The organism is Pseudoalteromonas rubra (assembly GCF_000238295.3).
Classification (GTDB): domain Bacteria; phylum Pseudomonadota; class Gammaproteobacteria; order Enterobacterales; family Alteromonadaceae; genus Pseudoalteromonas; species Pseudoalteromonas rubra.
The window spans coordinates 450,964-469,405 of sequence record NZ_AHCD03000044.1; the positions used below are offsets into that span (position 1 = coordinate 450,964).

Sequence of the window (18,442 nt, forward strand, 5' to 3'; positions counted from 1 at the left end):
CTTTCCTTAACGAACTGAGAGTAAGTAATCTTCAACTTCACCATACTGAACGTTGGCACAGGCGTTGTTCACGCCTCCCCCAGCATCCAGCGTGACTCGCATCATAGTGACCCCCTCCGGGGTGTCCGTCGGTACGGGGAGCGTGAATTTGACGGTGGAATCAGTTGTTGAATTGTGAACCAGTTCATTGCTGTCAAACTGACCATTGTGGTCCCAGTCGATCCATACTCGTACTGTAAACCAGGTTGGGTAGTTGGGATCGAGCAGACCCGGTTTTATCTCAATGGCAGCTTCACCTTTTGGCCGCAGGTTAATCACCTTGCCGGAAACTTTGGTGTGCTTAGAGGTACCGGAGGTATGTACAAAGTCATTTACTTTGACTTGCTCTATCCATTCCCATTCGTTGTCATAGCTGTTGACTGCACAATAGTTGTGGGCCAATAAAGAGGTCTTTAACGCAACCGCTTTGTATTCTGGTGGCATCGTAGTACACGCGTCCGTGGCACTGGTGCCCGCAGTCCAGTTATACGGGTTGGTGAAGTCTTCATTGGCAAACGTCAGATATTGGGCCTTGCCTGCTGCAAGCGCGGTATCCGAAAGCCACAGTTGCTTTAACTGGTTGAGTTTTTGCTCTTTGCTAACAATGTTCCGTGAGTCATACATCTGTTCCCACATTTCTACTAAAAGCCCGTCGTAGCATTTTTTTAGCCACTCATACCGGCCTTTGGCTTCTGTCATAGTCAGCAGATCACCCAGCTGACTATAGCCGGCTTCCTCAGCTGTGTTGGCAGCGGCATTAGTGGCCGCAAAAGACAAGCCTGTAAGCAAGGCAATCTTAGATAACTTATATATTGTATTCATCATTGTGTGTCCTTACTTTAAAACATCACTAATAGCGCTGTAATCTTGGTAGTACGCCATGTTGTCTGCTTCGTAATCGATGCAGTAAGTGCCTTCCGGATTACGTTCACAGTAATCGACCAGATCGGCAAACAGGTTGGCATTTGCCCGGCTTGCAGATTCAATTGCTGACAGTTTATTTTGTTGCTCTCTGGTAAACTGAGCTTCATAGTAACGCTGCAGGTTTTTTGCCCGGCGATACGTCAGGCGCTCTTCAATCCAGCGTGCAGTGAGTTCTTTGACTACCAGCTTGGTCATGTAGTTGGTGGCCTGATAACCATCTTGAGGGATCAGTTGTTGCAGGCCCGCTCCAGAGTCCAGATATTTAGCGACATAGGTATCTGTGATGTTGTAATCATCTAAATAATCGAACTGGTGCAAGTAGTCTGTTTTTAAGTAATGAACTGCGGATTCAAACAAGTTGAAACAAGGCTCTGGATTGAGCAAAGTGCAGCGCATGATCCCGTTTGGAATAATCTGCAGCAGACGGTTTGGATCTCCACCACTTTGAAAGCCACTGATGGTAATTTTGACTGACCGACGTTTTTCATCATCCAGCTTTTGCAGCTCGCCATCTACGCTGACTTTGCCAATCCAGTCCACGCTCAGGTAGCCGCCAATGGTGCGTTTGTCGGTTTCGTTTCGGTAATCGATCTTCATGTTGATCACGACATTTGAGCCGTAGGCAAAGCCTTGTACGAAACCATCCCCCAGGTTTTTGGCTTTATCGCCAGGGTAGGCAGTAGCAAGATCTAACGCCGCCTGTGTGGGCTGATACCCGGCATCAGAAGCGGGCATCAGGATCCGTGATTTAGGCTTAATGGATGAATAGACGGTATAAGTGCCCGTATATTTGTCGGCGCTGATGTCCTTAGCATAGTTTGCACCTGCATCAACGCGTATGGCTGGAAACTTAAACCCGATATCCACTTTACCATCAATCAATTTTAGCGCTTGTTCATAACCAAGGTCGACGCCAACACGAAAGTCAATATTGGTATTGCCCAGATGCTCAACTGTTTGCCCATCAACTGACTTTAATCCAAGTAAAATATTGCCTTTACTTTGAAAGGCGCTGCCGAGTGGCGCGAGGTCGACGGCACTCGATGTTGCAGCCTGGCTCTGTGCTTCACTGAGCTGTGCGGGTATCATTTGAGGAGCCGCAAGCGCTGGTAAAGCTGTACATGCCAATATGGCTTGAATGAGTTTTGCATAATTCATATTTGGTCTCTCCATGGGAGGCCCTTGCGGGCCTCCTGTCGCTTAGTCCTTAGTTTTTAAGGCTGTTCAAATAATCCTGATGCCATGCTTCAGGGAGGTTATTGAGTACATCCTGGGTCGTCACTTCACTGTCTGAAAACTCATTGTCGGTCTGCATGGCTAAGTCACCCACCTGCAGGCCATTTGCAAACATGGTAAAGGTTTCACCCGTGACATGTTTTTCGTCTGTGTCGGTGCGCTTGAGTTTCAGGTTGTAGACGTTGTCGTTGTATTTCACTTCTTCGACATCTGTAACCATCTCCACGCCACTTTGAGTGCGGATTTGGTCGCCTTTTTTCACTTTATTGGCCCACGTTGACAGGCCTGAAACTGTAACTACCGGGTGTGATTCGGTCAGCAATAGGGTTTTTCCTGAGGCGGTCGTCAGCTGGACCATAGGGATGGCTTCTACACCCACTGAAATGTCTTCTATTTCAAGCGGAATATGCTGTTCTGGTGCGAACTGGCTGGCTCCCAGCACGGTATCGCCCACACTGAGCTGCTCGATCGGTACCTGCTTACCGTTGGCAAGCATGATTAATGAGCCTTTAGCCAGACAGCTGTAGACCACTTGCATTGGTGGATGTTCGACGCTTACCCAGTTGGTATAATCCGGCAATTTTGAGCTGCCTGTGATATAGGTGTAGTGACGGATTAAGGAGCGAGGCCCACGTTTGTGTTCTACTTCGACTGCCAGGTTCATGATCCAATGTGCATCCTGGTAGCGGCCATATAACGTGGCGTCTCCAAATACGCCCGAGTTTCTGGGAATATCCCATGAGATACGGGTATATGGATAGTCACGTTTGTCTATGGTTTTAACCCCTTTTTCCAGGGTTATATACCTCGAAAACAAATTAGTGTCATCAGCGCCTTTGTACTCATCGCCAATCCGCGAGGCGCCCCCACCTTCGCGAGTCTGAATAAAAATGTCAGAACCATATTTGATACCTGTGGGCTTTTCGACAATAGGCTTGTTATTTTTATCAACAACCAGTTTTGTGGTTCCTTTGATAGTCCCTTTATCCGTTACTTCGTTATACTCGACCGCTAGCTGATGAAAATCAGGTGTGTAAATTTTCGTCACTTCCCCAAAAACTTCACGATGACCTTTGAATGGGATCAATAATTTCAAATCTTCATTGGGCGTACCCGGGTCGTACTTGGCGTCGTAATCACAGTCACCATAGTCACGGTTCAGGCAGATTTTAATCCGGTTAGTTGCGGGCTTTGTTGTACTAATCTCTTTGGTATCCTTAGGGTGAATAATTTCAGTTTCCAAAATAGCTTGGCCAGCGCGGGCATACCCTGGCGGCATCACAGTGCTGGAGGTGGTTGTGCCGGCCTGAGCGCCGGGAGCTTGTGTGGCTGTATCTGATGTTTTATAAATTCCAAGCTCAGCTAATAAGGTTTCTGGAGAGTATTCGATCACAGAGTGACGGTTTTCTGTTTTAGTTTCGCCATTGGGGCCCTCATAGGACACGATGACATATGCATCAGCAAAAATGCGCTCTGAGTTGACCAGCTTGGGAAGCACATCGTTCATTTTACCCAATGACGCCACACTGACTCGCTTTTGAGGTGCATCTGAGGTGCCCTGGCCAAAGTATTCGGTGAAGCTGGGCATGACCAGCTCCTCACCCTTTTCATTAAACAAGGTCAGGTCAATCAGGGTGTAGTACGTGGTGCTGATCTCACTGTTTACGGCGGTTATTGCCAGAAATTCCTGACCGTCTTCTTGCGTGATTGAACGAATGCCCATGTGCTTGAGAAACGAACAGACTTTGCCAGTGCTACAGTTCGATTCTGACGGCTGCTCTTGCGCCATGATATCTGCTGTCGGAGCATGCATTGCGCTCAGAGTGGGCATTGCGCTGAATGCATTCTGATTAATGGTTTGTCGCATTGAGCGAAATAAGAATGGGCGGTTTTTTTCAGTGATACCATGTCTGGCCAAACGTTGCTTGGCTTGATCAAGCTCTCCGAGTTGCTGAAATTCAGCAATATGCTGAGGGTAGTTTTCAGTGTTTGAAGCAATTGGCGCTGACAAAGAAGCAAAAGAAGCTCCTCCCAGTGCAGCGGCAACTGCAAGGCTTACCAGTTTCATACAATCTTCCTTTTAAATTTTAATAAAAAGGCTCGTAGGCAGGAGGATCCCTACCTAGCTAACTGCGAGCACAAAGTGGTCATTACTTTTTGGTAATTGTGAATTGAATGTCTTCAACTTCTCCATAAGTGAAGGATTTACAAGCATCCTGCTTTAGGGGGTATTGAGGGTTTTCCTCAAATTTTGCTCTCAGAGTGAATGTTTTGTCTTCGTCTACTCTGGGTAAACGGAACAGTCTGCTGGCAGTAACACGGCAGTATTCTTTACCGTCAGGTTTATACTCGCAGTCCGTTTTATAGTAATCGTAGCTGTAATCGTTCATGGCATAATGCCCTTCGGGCTTGCTGAACTTTCCGTCGTGATCTTTATCCAGCCAGATGGTGAAACGAGCACCAATTTGATTGTTGCCATACAGACTGTCTATGGTAGAGCGTGGCAATAAATTGGTCGATCCCACGACTTTTATCGTTCTGTTGCCTACATGAGAAAAACCACTCGATGCCGTGAGTGTATATCCGGTTGCATTGAAACCTGAAGCTTCAGTAACTGTATGTAATACAGTGCCAAAGTAATTGAAAGTTAACTTGTCGATATAAAATGCGTCTGCATTAGCGGGCTCAGTAATTTGAGCAGGGCAACTGGATACAGGTTGCAAAGTGAGTGTCTGAGTTGCGGAGTCACTGTCACTGCCATCCTGATAACGGGTCGTGAGTGATACAGTGAATGTACCGCCGTCCTGTGGAAATTGAATGATTGGGTTTTCATCATTACTGGTTTGATTGTTAAAGCCAAAATTCCAGCGGTAGACAGGCTGTTTAACTTGATTTACTGTGCTGTTGTTTGTGAACTTTACCCGGTTATCGTCGAGCAACTGATAGCTAAAGTCGGCAACCACAGGCAGGTTTGGCGCGTCTGCGTCTATCATCAGGTCTATCACCTGGCCATCATCGACGACACCACAGCTATCTATAAAAGAGTACTTTACGTCTGAAATAGCAACGCGCATCAGGCCTATGCCCTGCGGAATGTTGTCGTTTAGGGCAAAGGTGGCGGTGTTGCCTGAGATAGTCGTATTGCCGACTAGCTTTTCAGTGTAGTCAAACTGCCCATTTTTGTTGATGTCATATAGTATCGTCAGTTTTTTCCCGCTCAGGTCTTTGTCAAAGGTCAGGTTGTAGCTGCGCTTGCTGGCCAAAGGTATACGGCTGTCAACCAGGGAGGTGTAGTCGCCTGTTGTTAACAGGGTAGCGTGATCTGCGACCTTCAGGCTGTTTGTGTGTACCTTTGATGTATTCAGATAGGGAGGGCAACTGACATTGGCTGGCCGGCTGAAGAAGTGGCGATATGCTGAACGTGTGCCTTCTCCGGTGAGTTCGACAGTGATGGCTGCTCTGGTCAGCGTGCCGTCTGGCACCTGATGTGCTTGTTGCAGGAACGGGTAGATTGGCTGGTTACTGCCCTGGTGCCATTCACTGCTGGTGCCATCGCCCCATTGTGCGCTAATTTTTTCAATTGAATCAATGTTCAGGTGGCTGATGTCGTAGCTTATTTCGTTATAACTGACTCGAGTATTGGCTTCTAAAGTCGAGAGGCTGCTGTCTGCGACTATGCCGACACCGAGTAATACATCTGTGACATCGTCTTTGCGCTGTATGGCGCTTTTATTACTGATGTTAATGTGGGGCGCCTGTGCAACCACACAATAACCGAATTCGTCCAGGCTCATGTTTGAAAACATACAGCCAGACGTGTTCGCGCGCAGGAACACTTTAAAGGCATCCTGAATTGACCATCCCTTAGTTTTTACCAGTTCATAGAATGCTTTACGTAGTACTCCCCCGTTGGCATGCGGGGTTTTGGCGAGTGAAAAGTCAGAGGCATGATCGATACTGGTGCCGTCCCAAGAGGGAAGTTCATAGAAACGAGCGGCCTTATCTTCATATATCGCGCCCCATCCAAACCACCATTTACGGTTTTGGTTGTACTGACCGGGTTGTTCATTAAATTGTTTTGTAAAGGCTTCTGACTGTGTGTACGTACCGCCGGCATTGCTTTGAAAGTAGTCTAATACGGCAATGGCTGCGAGATCGGAAAAACCTTCATTAATGGCCCCGTCAACGCCTTCTGGCCCAATGCCGGCATTCCAGCTCGTAATAGCATGGGCAATCTCGTGTGCAGCAATGCCCAAAGTGGCTTGAGAATAAAAATAGAACCCATCGCCAGAACCATAGTTGACATATTCACCATCCCAGAAAGCCATGTTGGGACCGTGAATGGTGTTACTATGCACTTTTTGCTTGAGAGGTTTGATGCAGTATCCACTCCAGACACAATCTGAAGACTGTGACGGATAGAGGTGAGCGAGCTGCTTGTGAAAGTACTGCATAACCAGACCAGCATTAAAATGTGCCTCGGTAGCTGGGTCGTAGCTGAACCAAGTGTAAAAGTTATCATCTACCGCAACACTATCGAAGTTTTCATTGTTACTACCGCATGCGTAAGACACGGCCTGGGTGTCGTTGTTTCTGGCGTCAAAAGTGGTCAGGTAAGGATTCTCCAGTCGACAAATATCCTGTTCTTTTTTTACGACTAGCGGATAACCATCGAATTGCGCAAAGATTGCACCTGGGTCCTTGTCTGAGAACATCAATCGTTCCCCAATCGGGGTGTACTCATCAAAGCGGTATGCGGTACAGGCTTGCATGCTCTCTGGTCGTGGTGAATAACAAATAGCACCGAGCTTATCGTTTCCTCCTATTCCACCTCCGGCAACATAATCATTCAGATTCGGTGACGTGAAAAATGAAACAGATGATTGACGTCGAACCAGAGTGCCCTGACTGTTGTCGAGGATAACTTGCTCTTTAAGTCCGTTGTGGCGGACCTGTAGGACTGTCACGCTCAGGAGCTGGCCCTGAGTTAGCAGGTAAGCTTTTGAAGTACTGTCAATCTCTGGCTGCCTGCCTGCATAGAGCTCGGACGCTATTCGCAGCAGGTCAATGTTATGTTGCGAAGCAATATCCACAAGCTGAACGGAACCACTGAGTAATTTCCCCATACTCTGGATGATCTCGCCTTGTTGATTTCGTACAACGACTAACCGACTGTCCAGTACAGGCACGCCCTGAAAGTAAGCTTGATAGTGCTCATATCGTGGGTGCTCTCCGATCACTTTTTCCAATTGATAGGATAGCCCGGTATTTGAATGTACTGACACTACCGACGCGCCAGGCGCCTCGGCATGCACAGTGGTCGGAAGTTTCGTCCATAGGTGCTGCTGATTGAGAAGCGCATGTGATTCGATCGAGGCTGATGCTTGTGTACTGCATAACATAATCGAACCGGCGCCGAGTAAAGTACCAAGGCGTTTCATAAAATCGTCCTTATTTGTTGCAAAAAGTTAATTTTTTACGTGGGCTATTTTGTGTTCGATTAGTATATGAGCTAAATCTATTTTTGATAAAGTACATTTAGTGTTCCACTCGGGGGGGTGTGCTGGTTCAAAATAGGGTGTAAATATGAATTATTCTCTGAATGTTGGTTTTTATATTTTGTTGATTTTAAATGGTTAAAATTTTTTCTCTGTTTTCGTTGCGACATTTACGTATGTAAGGGAGTGTGATCTGCTCGTATTAGCATTATCCGGGAGATTGATGGTGGTGATTTGAATGTTAATTAATTTTTTTATATGAAACATTGTTTATTTTGTTTTTGTATTTAATTGGTTTTTATTGCTTAGATGAACTATCAGTGTTGTACTCCATTAGTTGATTGTTCATTTGGCAAAAAGGTCTGTATCAGGGAAAGTTGTAATTAAGCAGATTGAACGATAGCTTGATCAAGGGGGAGGTTGGCCAAGAAGTCCGGGCTTGAAAAGTGGCCAGGTCAGTTAGCCACTCAGGTGTATTTAAAAAGGAGAGTCAGGGACCACACTGACTTAACCAGGGGGATGCCAGACAGGTCTGACGTAGTATCCCGGCATCATTGAGGGCTATTTGAGCTGCCTCAAACTGCGCTTCCAGTGCAGGCTTTTCAGCGTCCGTAGCGACGCTTAGAAAGGCTTTAGTGCGCTCCAGGTGCCTGACTGCTTCACCATACTGATGCTCAGCCCATCGCCAGGTCGCTTCATACAGGGTATTGCTCATCACTGATTGCCAGTCTGCACCGCCGTAGTGGCCGGAATCCTGATAGCTTTTCACCACAAAACTGCGGGGAACTTTATCCAGATCGGCTAGATCGAGCATCAAGCCGTTCGGGTCGAAACTGTAGGCCACCAGGCTTTCCAGGGTTTGCAAACAAGGGGTGATGTTGCCGCCCCGGCAGTAGGTAGGTTGCTCATTAAGTTGTTGTTGCAGTTTGGCAGGCAGCGGGCCATTGGAATTGACATCGACGCTGAATACCGCATTTTCGGCATATTTTTCGATTTCTTTGACTTTGGTAATGGTTTTTTTAAAGAACAACAAACGTATCTTTATTTTGATGACAAATCGCTTGTAGTCTTCTTCTGTTCTAAAGTGCAGCCGGGTGTTGACGAACAGGTCGCGCCCATAGTTGACCTGATAAACAAAGTGGCTGCCACAGTCCTTCAGGTCTACGCCCGATTTTACCTGGCGGTTTTCTAAGGTACTGTAGCCTTCGTCAAACTTAAGGTGCAATTGCGACGTTAATGTGCGTTGATCCGTCGCGTTTCGGTGAGTCATTGAGGTAGATACACTGCCGGCGATGATAAACAAATTAACGCCGCCATGTACCTCTCCAAACGTGCGACGCTTGATAAAGGTTTCATCGACGCGCTGGAAGTAATCCAGGCTGCCACTTTGCTCTGAGTGCTGCACTGGTGTGCCTTGCAGACAAGCATGGCTCACCTTGTGCATGGTAGGATCAAATGCTCTGCCAAGATCATTTGCTCCGACTTGTTCACTGTAATAAATTTGGCCATGCGCTGCGAAAGTACAGCTCAGCGCCAGGATCGTTAAATAGCTTTTCATATCCGCTCCCTGAATAGAAATCGCAATGTGCATAAGCACATTGCGATTAAGTATGGCAGGTTATTGCGCAAATGCCGTACCGTAAGTGGTCAATGCACCTTCACACAAACGCCAGTTCAGGATCCCACGGGCGGGGGCTGTGACGTCGATGAATGTGGGTGCCCAGCGCAGATTTCTGAAGCGTGCACTGTCTTCTTCACTGACCATCCCGGCCCTGACCGCTTCCTGGCGCGCAAGCTCACATTGCTTCCAGTCGAATTCATCACTACTGGGTAATTGGAGCTGAGTGACATCGTAAGCCGCAGGACAAGCATTTCCGCGTTGCTCGCAAGCGGTCTTCATTTCCTGTACCTTGTTCTCACAGGCATAACCAAAAGGGTTATCGCGGCAGAACTGAGCGGCATTAAAGAAGAACCAGGCATTGTTGTAGGCCAGATCTTTAATCCGCTCGACGGCTGTACGCTGTGCTTCAGGTAAATACGCGTAGTAGCTGTTAAGCAGGTTCTGGGCGCGTTGCTCATCCAGAATGGCCTGTTTGAAGTCATCTTCCAGCTCACTGATCAGCCATTTCGTGGCATTGCGTACAATCTGATACTCAGGTACCAGTGCGCGCAAAGGCAACGATGAGTTTTCATAACGGGTGGTGTAGTAGCGCACCACGTTGTAATCACTCAATGAATTAAGCTGCTGATTAAATCCACTTTTAGCGTACTTCACAGCCTCATAGAACATGTCAAAACAAGGCGTTGGATTGTCCAGTGAACAGGTAATGATGTTATTCGGGATAATGGTCAATAGCTGTTTAGGGTCACCGCCATGCTGGATAGCACGTACCGTGATCTTAACCGAAGATTTGACTTCATCCTTTAGGTATCTGAGCTGACCGCCGACGTTGAACACCCCGCCATATAAGTCAACATCCAGATAACCGCCGATGTCCGACTTATCCTGGTTACTACCGTAATCTATTTTCAGATTAACCAGGACGTTGGCACCGTATTCAATACCAGTAACAAATTCATCGCCAATCAGTGTTTGCAATTTGGTTTGGTGATTGTTCGCAATGTCCTGACCGACTGCACTCAATGCGTAACCTGTGTTTTGATCTTTGGGCAGGAATAAGCGCTTTTTCGGGGTGCTGGAAGCACTGAAAGTATAAGAGCTCGAGTAAGAGCTTGACGCCATTTCTTTCGCTAAAGAAGCACCTGCCGAAACCCTGACGACTGGGAAGTTGACGTCCACATCAACGCTACCATTGAGTGTATTGAGCACATCGTCATAGCTCATATCAATGCCGGTTTTAAATTTGAGCTCTGTATTTCCGTAGCTTTCGTCAATGATGCCTGCAACGGGCTGGACATTTAAAAAGCGTTTTTTCTGGCTGTCATAGGCGGTGCCTATTGCCACGTGATCATTGATCAGGCCTGAGATCACAGAGCCTGACACCGATGAGCTTGAGATGTCAGCATTGGCTTGCTCATCAGCCATGCTGTGTCCTGCAAATGCTATTGCAAGTACAGATAAATAGAGTGATTTCATATCATCTTTCCTTAACGAACCGTGAGCATATAGTCTTCAACTTCACCATACTGAATGTTGGTGCAGGCATTGTCTGAGCCGCCTCCTGCATCCAGCGCTACGCGCATCAGGGTGACACCATCGGGCGTGTTGTCAGGGACTGATAGGGTGAATTTCACTGTATTGCCTGTTGTGCTGTTATGTACCAGCTCATCGTGGTCAAACTGACCGTTGTGGTTCCAGTCAATCCAAACTCGCGCTGCCAGCAGAGTAGGGTAGTTTGGATCCAGTAAACCCGGTTTTATCTCGACATTGGCGTCACGATTGGCCCGCAAATTCAGGACTTTGCCAGATACGAGTGTGTGTGCTGTGCTCCCTGAGGTGTGAATAAAGTCATCTACTTTGACCTGCTCTATCCATTCCCACTCATTGTCGTAACTATTGTTTGCGCAATACTTATTGGTCAGCACTGTGGTTTTGAGTGCAACCGCTTTATATTCCGGTGGCATAGTGGTGCAGGCCTGATCCTGGCTAGTGCCTGCATACCAGCCGTATGGGTTGGTAAAGTCTTCATTGGCGAAGGTCGGGTATTGTGCATTACCGGCGGCAAGTGCTGAATCCGAAAGCCACAGTTGCTTGAGCTGATTGAGCTTTTCTTCTTTACTGATGATTTCGCGGGAGTCATACATTTGTTCCCACATTTCGACAAGTAGCCCGTCGTAACATTTTTTCAACCAGTCATAGCGACCTTTGGCTTCGGTTACAGTGAGCATATCGCCCAGTTCGTTAAAATTGGCTTCTTCAATCGTATTGGCTGATACGCTGCTGGTGGCGAGTGTGAGGCCACAGAGCACGGCAACCTGAGATAATCTAAATAACGTATTCATCATTGCGTATCCTTACTTCAAAACATCACTGTAGGCACTGTAATCGCGATAGTAAGCCAGGTTAGCGGCTTCGTAATCGATGCAGTAATTGCCCTCTGGGTTGCGTTCACAATAGTCGACCAGGTCGGCAAACAGGTTGGCATTGGCCCGACTGGCTGTCTCTATTTCCGACAGTTGATTGAGTTGCCCAGCATTAAATTGAGATGCGTAGTAGCGTTGTAGGTTCTTGGCTCGGCGATAGGTGAGTCGTTCCTCAATCCAGCGCGAAGTCAACTCTTTAACCACTAACTTGGTGAGATAGTTAACAGCTTCATATCCCTGTGCGGGGATCAGTTGTTGCAGGTTTGAGCCTGAATCCAGATACTTTGACACATAAGTGTCGGTCACATTGTAGTCGTCCAATGACTGGAACTGGTTAATATAATCTGTTTTTAGGTAGTTAACCGCAGATTCAAATAGATTGAAGCACGGCTCAGGGTTTAGCAAAGTACAGCTCATGATCCCATTTGGGATGATTTGCAGCAGGCGGTTTGGCTCACCGCCACTTTGATAGCCACTGATAGTAATTTTGACGGATTGACGTTTCTCATCGTCCAGCTTTTGCAGCTGGCCATCGACTTTGACCTTGCCTATCCAGTCTACGCTCAGATAACCACCAATGGTGCGCTTATCGCTCTCGTTGCGATAATCAATTTTCATATTGATCACCACATTGGAGCCATAGGCAAAGCCTTGTATAAATCCATCACCGAGGTTTGCCGCTTTATTACCCGGGTAGGCCTGTGCCAGATCCAATGCAGCCTGTGTTGGCTGGTAACCGGCATCGGTAGCAGGCATTAGGATCCGGGATTTGGGTTTTACTGAGGAATACACGGTATAAGTGCCGGTGTATTTGTCAGCGCTTATGTCTTTAGCATAGTTAGCACCAGCATCAACACGTACTGCGGGGAATTTGAAGCCAGCATCAACTTTACCGTCAATCAGTTTTAATGCCTGCTCGTAACCCAGGTCAACACCTACACGAAAATCGATGTTGGTATTGCCAAGGTGCTCGACTGTTTGGCCATCAACTGATTTCAATCCCAGCAGAATATCGCCCTTACTTTGATAGGCCGTGCCCAATGGTGCCAGGTCAACCACATTGGACGTTGCTGCTTGTCCATGTATCTCACTCAGCTTAGTAGGTAGAGGCTGTGACGTAGCAAGCGCAGGCAAAGTCGCACAAGCGAGTGTGACTTGAATGAATTTTGCATAGTTCATGTTTGATCTCTCCATGAGAGGCCCAGTGGGCCTCTATTCGCTTAAACCTTAGTCGTTAAGGCTATTTAAGTAATCCTGGTGCCATGCTTCAGGGAGGTTGTTGAGCACATCTTGAGTGGTGATTTCACTGTCAGAGAACTCGTTGTCACTTTGCATTGCTAGGTCACCGACTTGTAAGCCGTTTGCAAACATGGTGAATGTTTCACCAGTGACATGTTTCTCGTCTGTGTCAGTACGTTTTAGCTTAAGGTTGTAGACATTGTCGTTGTATTTCACTTCTTCAATGGCTGTGATCATTTCAATACCACTTTGGGTACGGATCTGGTCGCCTGCTTTTACTTTGTTTGCCCAAGCTGACAGACCTGAAACCGTTACAACCGGATGTGATTCGGTTAGCAGCAGAGTTTTACCTGAGGCAGTCGTTAGCTTGACCATTGGGATCAGCTCGACACCTATAGAAATGTCTTCGATCTCAAGTGGCATATGCTCATCTGGTGCAAATTGGCTGGCTCCTAGTACGGTATCGCCAACACTCAGTTGCTCAATTGGCAGGTGTTTGCCATTGGCCAGAGTAATTAGTGATCCTTTTGCCAGACAGCTGTAGACCACTTGCATTGGTGGGTGCTTGATGTCTTTCCAGTTACTTTCTGGCATATCTGAGCTGCCGATAACATAAGTGAAGTGGCGTGTCATAACGCGCGGGCCACGTTGCTGCTCTACTTCAACTGCCAGGTTCATGATCCAATGTGCATCCAGGTAGCGGCCATATAAGGTTGCATCGCCAAATACGCCCATGTTTCTTGGGATATTCCAGGACATACGTGTATAAGGGTAGTCAATGCCACCGACATCTTTGACCCCTTTTTGTAGCGTGATGTAGTCAGAGAACAGATTAATTGCATCAGATGCTTTGTAATCGTCTCCGATGCGTGACGCACCGCCGCCTTCACGTGTTTGAATATAGATTTCAGAACCATAGTGCAGTCCATCAGGCTTGTCTGTAACGGGCTGCCCCTGCGCATCTTTGATCAGTGACTTTGTGCCTGCACCTGTATTCGGGTCATAACTGACAGCCAGTTGATGCCATTCAGGTGTATAGATTTTAGTGACTTCGCCCATCACTTCACGGAAACCACTGAACGGGATAAGGAGTTTTAACTGGTCATTAGGCGTGCCATGCGCGTACATAGCCTCGTAGTCACAGTCTTGATATTTACGGTTTAGACAGACCTTAATGCGGTTAAGGGATGGATCTGCCTCATTTCGCTCTTTAACGTCTACCGGGTGCGTAATTTCGTTTTCAAGAATGCTGGTAGTCGTACGGGCATAGCCATCAGGTAAAGTGGTTGCCAGGCCTGCTTCAGTACTGTTCAGTGTTGCCATCTTCGCCGTGGCACCATTGGTCTTATACACACCCAAATCGGCCAGTAAGGTTTCTGGTGAATATTCAATAACCGATGAACGAATTTCAGTGACTGTTTGACCATTGGCGCCCTCATATGACACGGTGAGGTATGCGTCTGCGAAGATGCGCTCAGAGTTAATCAATTTCGGTAGTACGTCTTCCATGCGGCCAACTGAGGCAACACTTACGCGTTTCTGTGGTTCGTCGGGTGTCCCTTGGCCAAAAAACTCGTTAAAGCTTGGCATGACCAACTCTTCACCTTTTTCATTCATCAGGGTCAAATCGATATAGGTGTAGTATGTGGTACTGAATTCACTGTTGACTGCTGTTAGCACCAGGTATTCCTGACCATCTTTGCGGGTCATTGAGCGAAGGCCCATATGCTTGAAGAATGAACAAAGCTTACCTGTTTGACAGTCTGAGGATTGAGTTGTCGACATGATACCTGCCATTTCTGGCTGGTTGGCTTTACGGTTAAGTGTTTCTTCTAAAGAACGAAACAGAAACGGGCGATTTTTCTCTGTAATGCCGTGTCTCGCAAGGCGTTGCTTGGCTTGCTCCAATTCACCGAGTTGCTGAAATTTGACGATGCTTTCGGGGAAGCGCTCGGATTCTTGAGTAAGAGGCGCTGAGATAGAAGCAAAAGAAGCTCCTCCCAGTGCAGCGGCAACTGCTAGGCTAACCAGTTTCATACTATTTTCCTTTTAGTTAATTTTAAAAAGGCTCGTAGATAGGGTGAGCCCCTATCTACATAACTGCGAGCACAAGGTGTTAATTACCATCTAGTAATTTTGAATTGAATGTCTTCAACTTCTCCGTAAGTGAAGGATTTACAAGCATCCTGCTTTAATGGGTTTTGAGGGTTTTCCTCAAATTTGGCTCTTAATGTGAACAGCTTATCTCTGCTCACCCAGGGGAGGCGGATGATTTTGCTTGAAGTGACACGGCAATACTCAATCCCGTCTGTTCTGGAGTGACAGTCTGTGGTGTAGTAGTCATAGGTGTAATCATTGCTGCCATTGTGGCCTTCATCTTTGCTGAATGTGTCATCGCGATTTTTATCCAGCCAGACAGTGAAGCGTGCACCAATCTGATTGTTACCATATAGGTTGTCTATGGTGGACCGTGGCAGGAAGTTGGTCGAGCCAACCACAGTCAGGTACGAATTATCATAGCGTGAGAAGTCGTTCACAGTCGTAAAGTTATACCCTGACGCATTATATCCGGCTACTTCTGTCACCTCATGTAATACCGTTGAGTAGTAATTAAAAGTAAGCTTGTCGATGTACAAGACGCCTGCATTGTTTGGATCGGTAATGCCTGCACTACAGCTTGAAACCGGTTGTAGTGTTAAAGTCTGGGTACTGGTATCACTGTCACTGCCATCCTGATAACGGGTAGTCAGGGAGACGTTGAATGTTCCGCCGTTCTCTGGAAACTGAATTACAGGATTTTCTTCACTGCTGGTTTGATTATCAAACCCAAACTGCCAGCTATATTGCGGTTGTTTAGTCTGATTGGCTGTACTGTTATTGATGAATTTAACCTTGTTACCTTCCAGAATTTGATAGTTAAAGTCGGCAATGATTGGCAGGTTAGCGGAATCTGCATCGATCATTACGTCAATGACCTGGCCTGCATCTACAACACCACAGCTATGAATGTAGGAGTATTTGTCGTCTGAGATAGCAACCCGCATCAGACCTATGCCAGAGGGAATGGCGCTACTTAATTCAAAAGCAGCACTGTTGCCTGATATCGTCTCGTTACCGATCAGTTTTTCAGTGTAGGCGAATTCTCCGTCTTTATCTGAGTCAAACAAGACAGTGAGCTTTTTACCACTGAGATCTTTATCAAAAACAAGGCTATAGCTGCGTTGACGGGCCAGTGGAATACGATTACCAACCTCTGAAGTATATTCTCCGGTAATATTGCTGATGCTATGATTAGCAATGTTCAGGCTGCTGGTATGTATCGCAGGGGCATTCAAATAAGGTGGACAGTTAACATCGGCTGGACGGCTAAAAAAGTGTCGGTAGGCCGTACTGGTTTGATTGCCACTAAATTGAACTTCAATGGCAGCGCGTGCCAATATATCGTTTGGTATTACGTGTGTTTGTTGTAAAAAGGGGTAGATAGCCTGGTTGTCACTCTTACGCCATAGACTACTGGTGCCATCGCCCCAATCTGCACGGATCTGCTCTATGGTATCAGTAGCTAAGTGGCTGATGTCATAGCTCACTTCGTTGTAACTATACTTGGCATTGGCATCTAGTGTTGATAAGTTGTTGTCTGCGACGATACCGACGCCTAGCAATACATCTGTAATGTCAGCTTTGCGCTGGTCGGCGTTTTTGTTTTCAATATCAATGAAAGGCGTTTGTGCTGCCAGACAATAGCCATATTCGTCCATACTCATGTTGGGGAACATGCAGCCTGCCGTATTGGCACGCAAAAACACTTTGAAGGCATCCTGAATTGACCATTGCTTGGTTTTTACTAGCTCGTAGAAGGCTTTACGTAGTACACCCCCGTTAGCGTGCTCCGTTTTACCCGTCGAAAAGTCAGCGACATGATCGATACTGGTGCCATCCCAGGAGGGGAGCTCATAAAAGCGCACGCCCTGATCCGCATAGATTGCATCCCAGCCAAACCACCACTTTCGGTTCTGACCGTATTGACCTGCCTGCTCGTTAAACTGTTTGGTAAAGTACTCGGATTGACTGTATGCGCCCGAGGCCTGATTCTGAAAGTAATCCATAACCGCGACAGTTACCAAATCTGAGAAGCCTTCGTTAATGGCACCGTCTACGCCCTCAGCACCAATGCCTGAATTCCAGCTGGTGATCGCATGACCAATTTCATGTGCGGCAATGCTAAGCGTGGCTTGTGAGTAAAAATAGTAACCATCACCAGAGCCATAGTTGACAAACTCGCCGTCCCAGAACGCTTTATTAGTACCAAATATGGTGTTGCTGTGTACTTTTTGTTTAAGCGGTTTGATGCAATAGCCATTGCTTGAGCAGTCTGAGGACTGGCTTGGATATAAGTCAGCAAATTGATTGTGAAAGTACTGCATCACAACACCGGCATTGAAATGCGCTTCGCTGGCATGGCTGTAGGTGAACCAGGTATCAAAGTTGCTAGTCACCTTAGTGACATCAAAGTCCTCGTTTTTTTCTCCGCAGGAGTATGAGACCGGGTTTGTATCTGAGCTTCTGGCATCAAAAGTGCTCAGGTAGGGGTTTTCCAGAGTACATGAATCCAGTTCTTTTTTGACGATTAAGGGGTATCCGCCAAATTGGGCGAAAATAGCATTTGGATTTGCGTCAGTAAACAGTAGACGTTGTCCGACAGGTGTAAATTCGTCGTATTGATACGTTGTACAGGCCGCCATGCTGTCTGGCTGCGGTGAATAACAGATCGCACCCAGTTTATCGTTCCCACCTATACCACCTCCGGGGACATAGCTACTATCTAGCCCTGTGCTAGCCGACATGGTCTCTTTTGAATAGAAGGATGTATGGGAGCGATGGCGGATGACATTGCCCTGTGCGCTGTCCAGAACAAGCTGCTCATGAAGACCCTTACGGTTGACCTCTATAACTTTCACGTCAAGTAACTTTCCGTTTACAACTAAATACGCCGAGATTGACGAATTAATTTTCGTGTGTTCGTCCTGGTAATAACGTGCAACGCTTGCTGTGAAGTTTGGCTGGTGGCCTGTGCCATGCTCAGCGACTCTAACTTCACCACTAAGCAATTTGCCCATGCTCTGGATAACATTACCGTGCGTATCCCGTGCAACAACCAGCTGACTATCAAGTACAGGTTTGCCCTGATAGTAAGCCCGGTAGTGCTCGTATTGTGGCTGCGTACCTGCGACTTTTTCTAGCCGATAGGTCAGCGCAGTATTTACACGTAGAGTCTTAGCTGTCGGAGAGTTGTGTTCGGGTTGAGCCGCTGTTGGTAATTGTGACCAAAGGTGCTGCTGATTGAGTAGCGCTTGAGACTCGATGGTAGCTGTGGCTTGTGTACTTAACAAAGCAATAGCTCCTGCGCCAAGCACTGCGCTGAGGCGTGTCATAAATAATCCTTTTTTGTTGCATTATTGGTG

At 47.0% G+C, this 18,442-nt stretch carries 10 protein-coding genes; all 10 read right to left on the reverse strand.

The features are described 5' to 3' along the window. Positions 1-6: 6 nt before the first annotated feature. The 10 genes from PRUB_RS22905 to PRUB_RS22950 all read right to left on the reverse strand — a co-directional run bounded on the left by PRUB_RS22905 (position 7) and on the right by PRUB_RS22950 (position 18,412). Positions 7-864 (reverse strand): GEVED domain-containing protein, encoded by an 858-nt coding sequence (locus PRUB_RS22905; RefSeq protein ID WP_242065347.1) that lies wholly within the window; start codon positions 862-864, stop codon positions 7-9. Positions 865-873: 9 nt separating this feature from the next. Continuing rightward, positions 874-2,121: a hypothetical protein gene (locus PRUB_RS22910; RefSeq protein WP_010380013.1), complete on the reverse strand. Its 1,248-nt coding sequence runs from the start codon at positions 2,119-2,121 to the stop codon at positions 874-876. 49 nt (positions 2,122-2,170) lie between these two features. After that, entirely contained in the window at positions 2,171-4,267 is a 2,097-nt protein-coding gene (locus tag PRUB_RS22915) for a Hint domain-containing protein (protein WP_010380016.1), read from the reverse strand. Between the two features lie 82 nt (positions 4,268-4,349). Continuing rightward, positions 4,350-7,640, reverse strand: coding sequence for a GEVED domain-containing protein (locus tag PRUB_RS22920; protein WP_010380020.1), 3,291 nt, complete (start codon positions 7,638-7,640; stop codon positions 4,350-4,352). 547 nt (positions 7,641-8,187) lie between these two features. Next, the gene (locus tag PRUB_RS22925; protein WP_010380022.1) at positions 8,188-9,255 is read right to left on the reverse strand and encodes a hypothetical protein; all 1,068 of its coding nucleotides are present in this window, start codon (positions 9,253-9,255) and stop codon (positions 8,188-8,190) included. A gap of 60 nt (positions 9,256-9,315) precedes the next feature. Next, positions 9,316-10,794, reverse strand: coding sequence for a hypothetical protein (locus PRUB_RS22930; protein ID WP_010380024.1), 1,479 nt, complete (start codon positions 10,792-10,794; stop codon positions 9,316-9,318). 11 nt (positions 10,795-10,805) lie between these two features. Next, complete coding sequence (locus PRUB_RS22935) at positions 10,806-11,663, reverse strand: GEVED domain-containing protein (RefSeq protein WP_242065367.1); 858 nt, start codon at positions 11,661-11,663, stop codon at positions 10,806-10,808. 9 nt (positions 11,664-11,672) lie between these two features. Continuing rightward, on the reverse strand, positions 11,673-12,920 hold the full coding sequence (locus tag PRUB_RS22940; protein WP_010380027.1) for a hypothetical protein: 1,248 nt from the start codon (positions 12,918-12,920) through the stop codon (positions 11,673-11,675). Positions 12,921-12,968: 48 nt separating this feature from the next. Continuing rightward, entirely contained in the window at positions 12,969-15,017 is a 2,049-nt protein-coding gene (locus tag PRUB_RS22945; protein ID WP_010380029.1) for a Hint domain-containing protein, read from the reverse strand. Positions 15,018-15,100: 83 nt separating this feature from the next. Beyond that, complete coding sequence (locus PRUB_RS22950; protein WP_010380032.1) at positions 15,101-18,412, reverse strand: M4 family metallopeptidase; 3,312 nt, start codon at positions 18,410-18,412, stop codon at positions 15,101-15,103. Between the last annotated feature and the right edge of the window lie 30 nt (positions 18,413-18,442).

Coding starts and splice junctions, on each gene's coding strand:
- PRUB_RS22915 (WP_010380016.1), bottom strand. CDS start 4,267: ATGAAACTGGTAAGCCTTGCAGTTGCCGCTGCACTGGGAGGAGCTTCT.
- PRUB_RS22905 (WP_242065347.1), bottom strand. CDS start 864: ATGATGAATACAATATATAAGTTATCTAAGATTGCCTTGCTTACAGGC.
- PRUB_RS22910 (WP_010380013.1), bottom strand. CDS start 2,121: ATGAATTATGCAAAACTCATTCAAGCCATATTGGCATGTACAGCTTTA.
- PRUB_RS22920 (WP_010380020.1), bottom strand. CDS start 7,640: ATGAAACGCCTTGGTACTTTACTCGGCGCCGGTTCGATTATGTTATGC.
- PRUB_RS22925 (WP_010380022.1), bottom strand. CDS start 9,255: ATGAAAAGCTATTTAACGATCCTGGCGCTGAGCTGTACTTTCGCAGCG.
- PRUB_RS22930 (WP_010380024.1), bottom strand. CDS start 10,794: ATGAAATCACTCTATTTATCTGTACTTGCAATAGCATTTGCAGGACAC.
- PRUB_RS22940 (WP_010380027.1), bottom strand. CDS start 12,920: ATGAACTATGCAAAATTCATTCAAGTCACACTCGCTTGTGCGACTTTG.
- PRUB_RS22935 (WP_242065367.1), bottom strand. CDS start 11,663: ATGATGAATACGTTATTTAGATTATCTCAGGTTGCCGTGCTCTGTGGC.
- PRUB_RS22945 (WP_010380029.1), bottom strand. CDS start 15,017: ATGAAACTGGTTAGCCTAGCAGTTGCCGCTGCACTGGGAGGAGCTTCT.
- PRUB_RS22950 (WP_010380032.1), bottom strand. CDS start 18,412: ATGACACGCCTCAGCGCAGTGCTTGGCGCAGGAGCTATTGCTTTGTTA.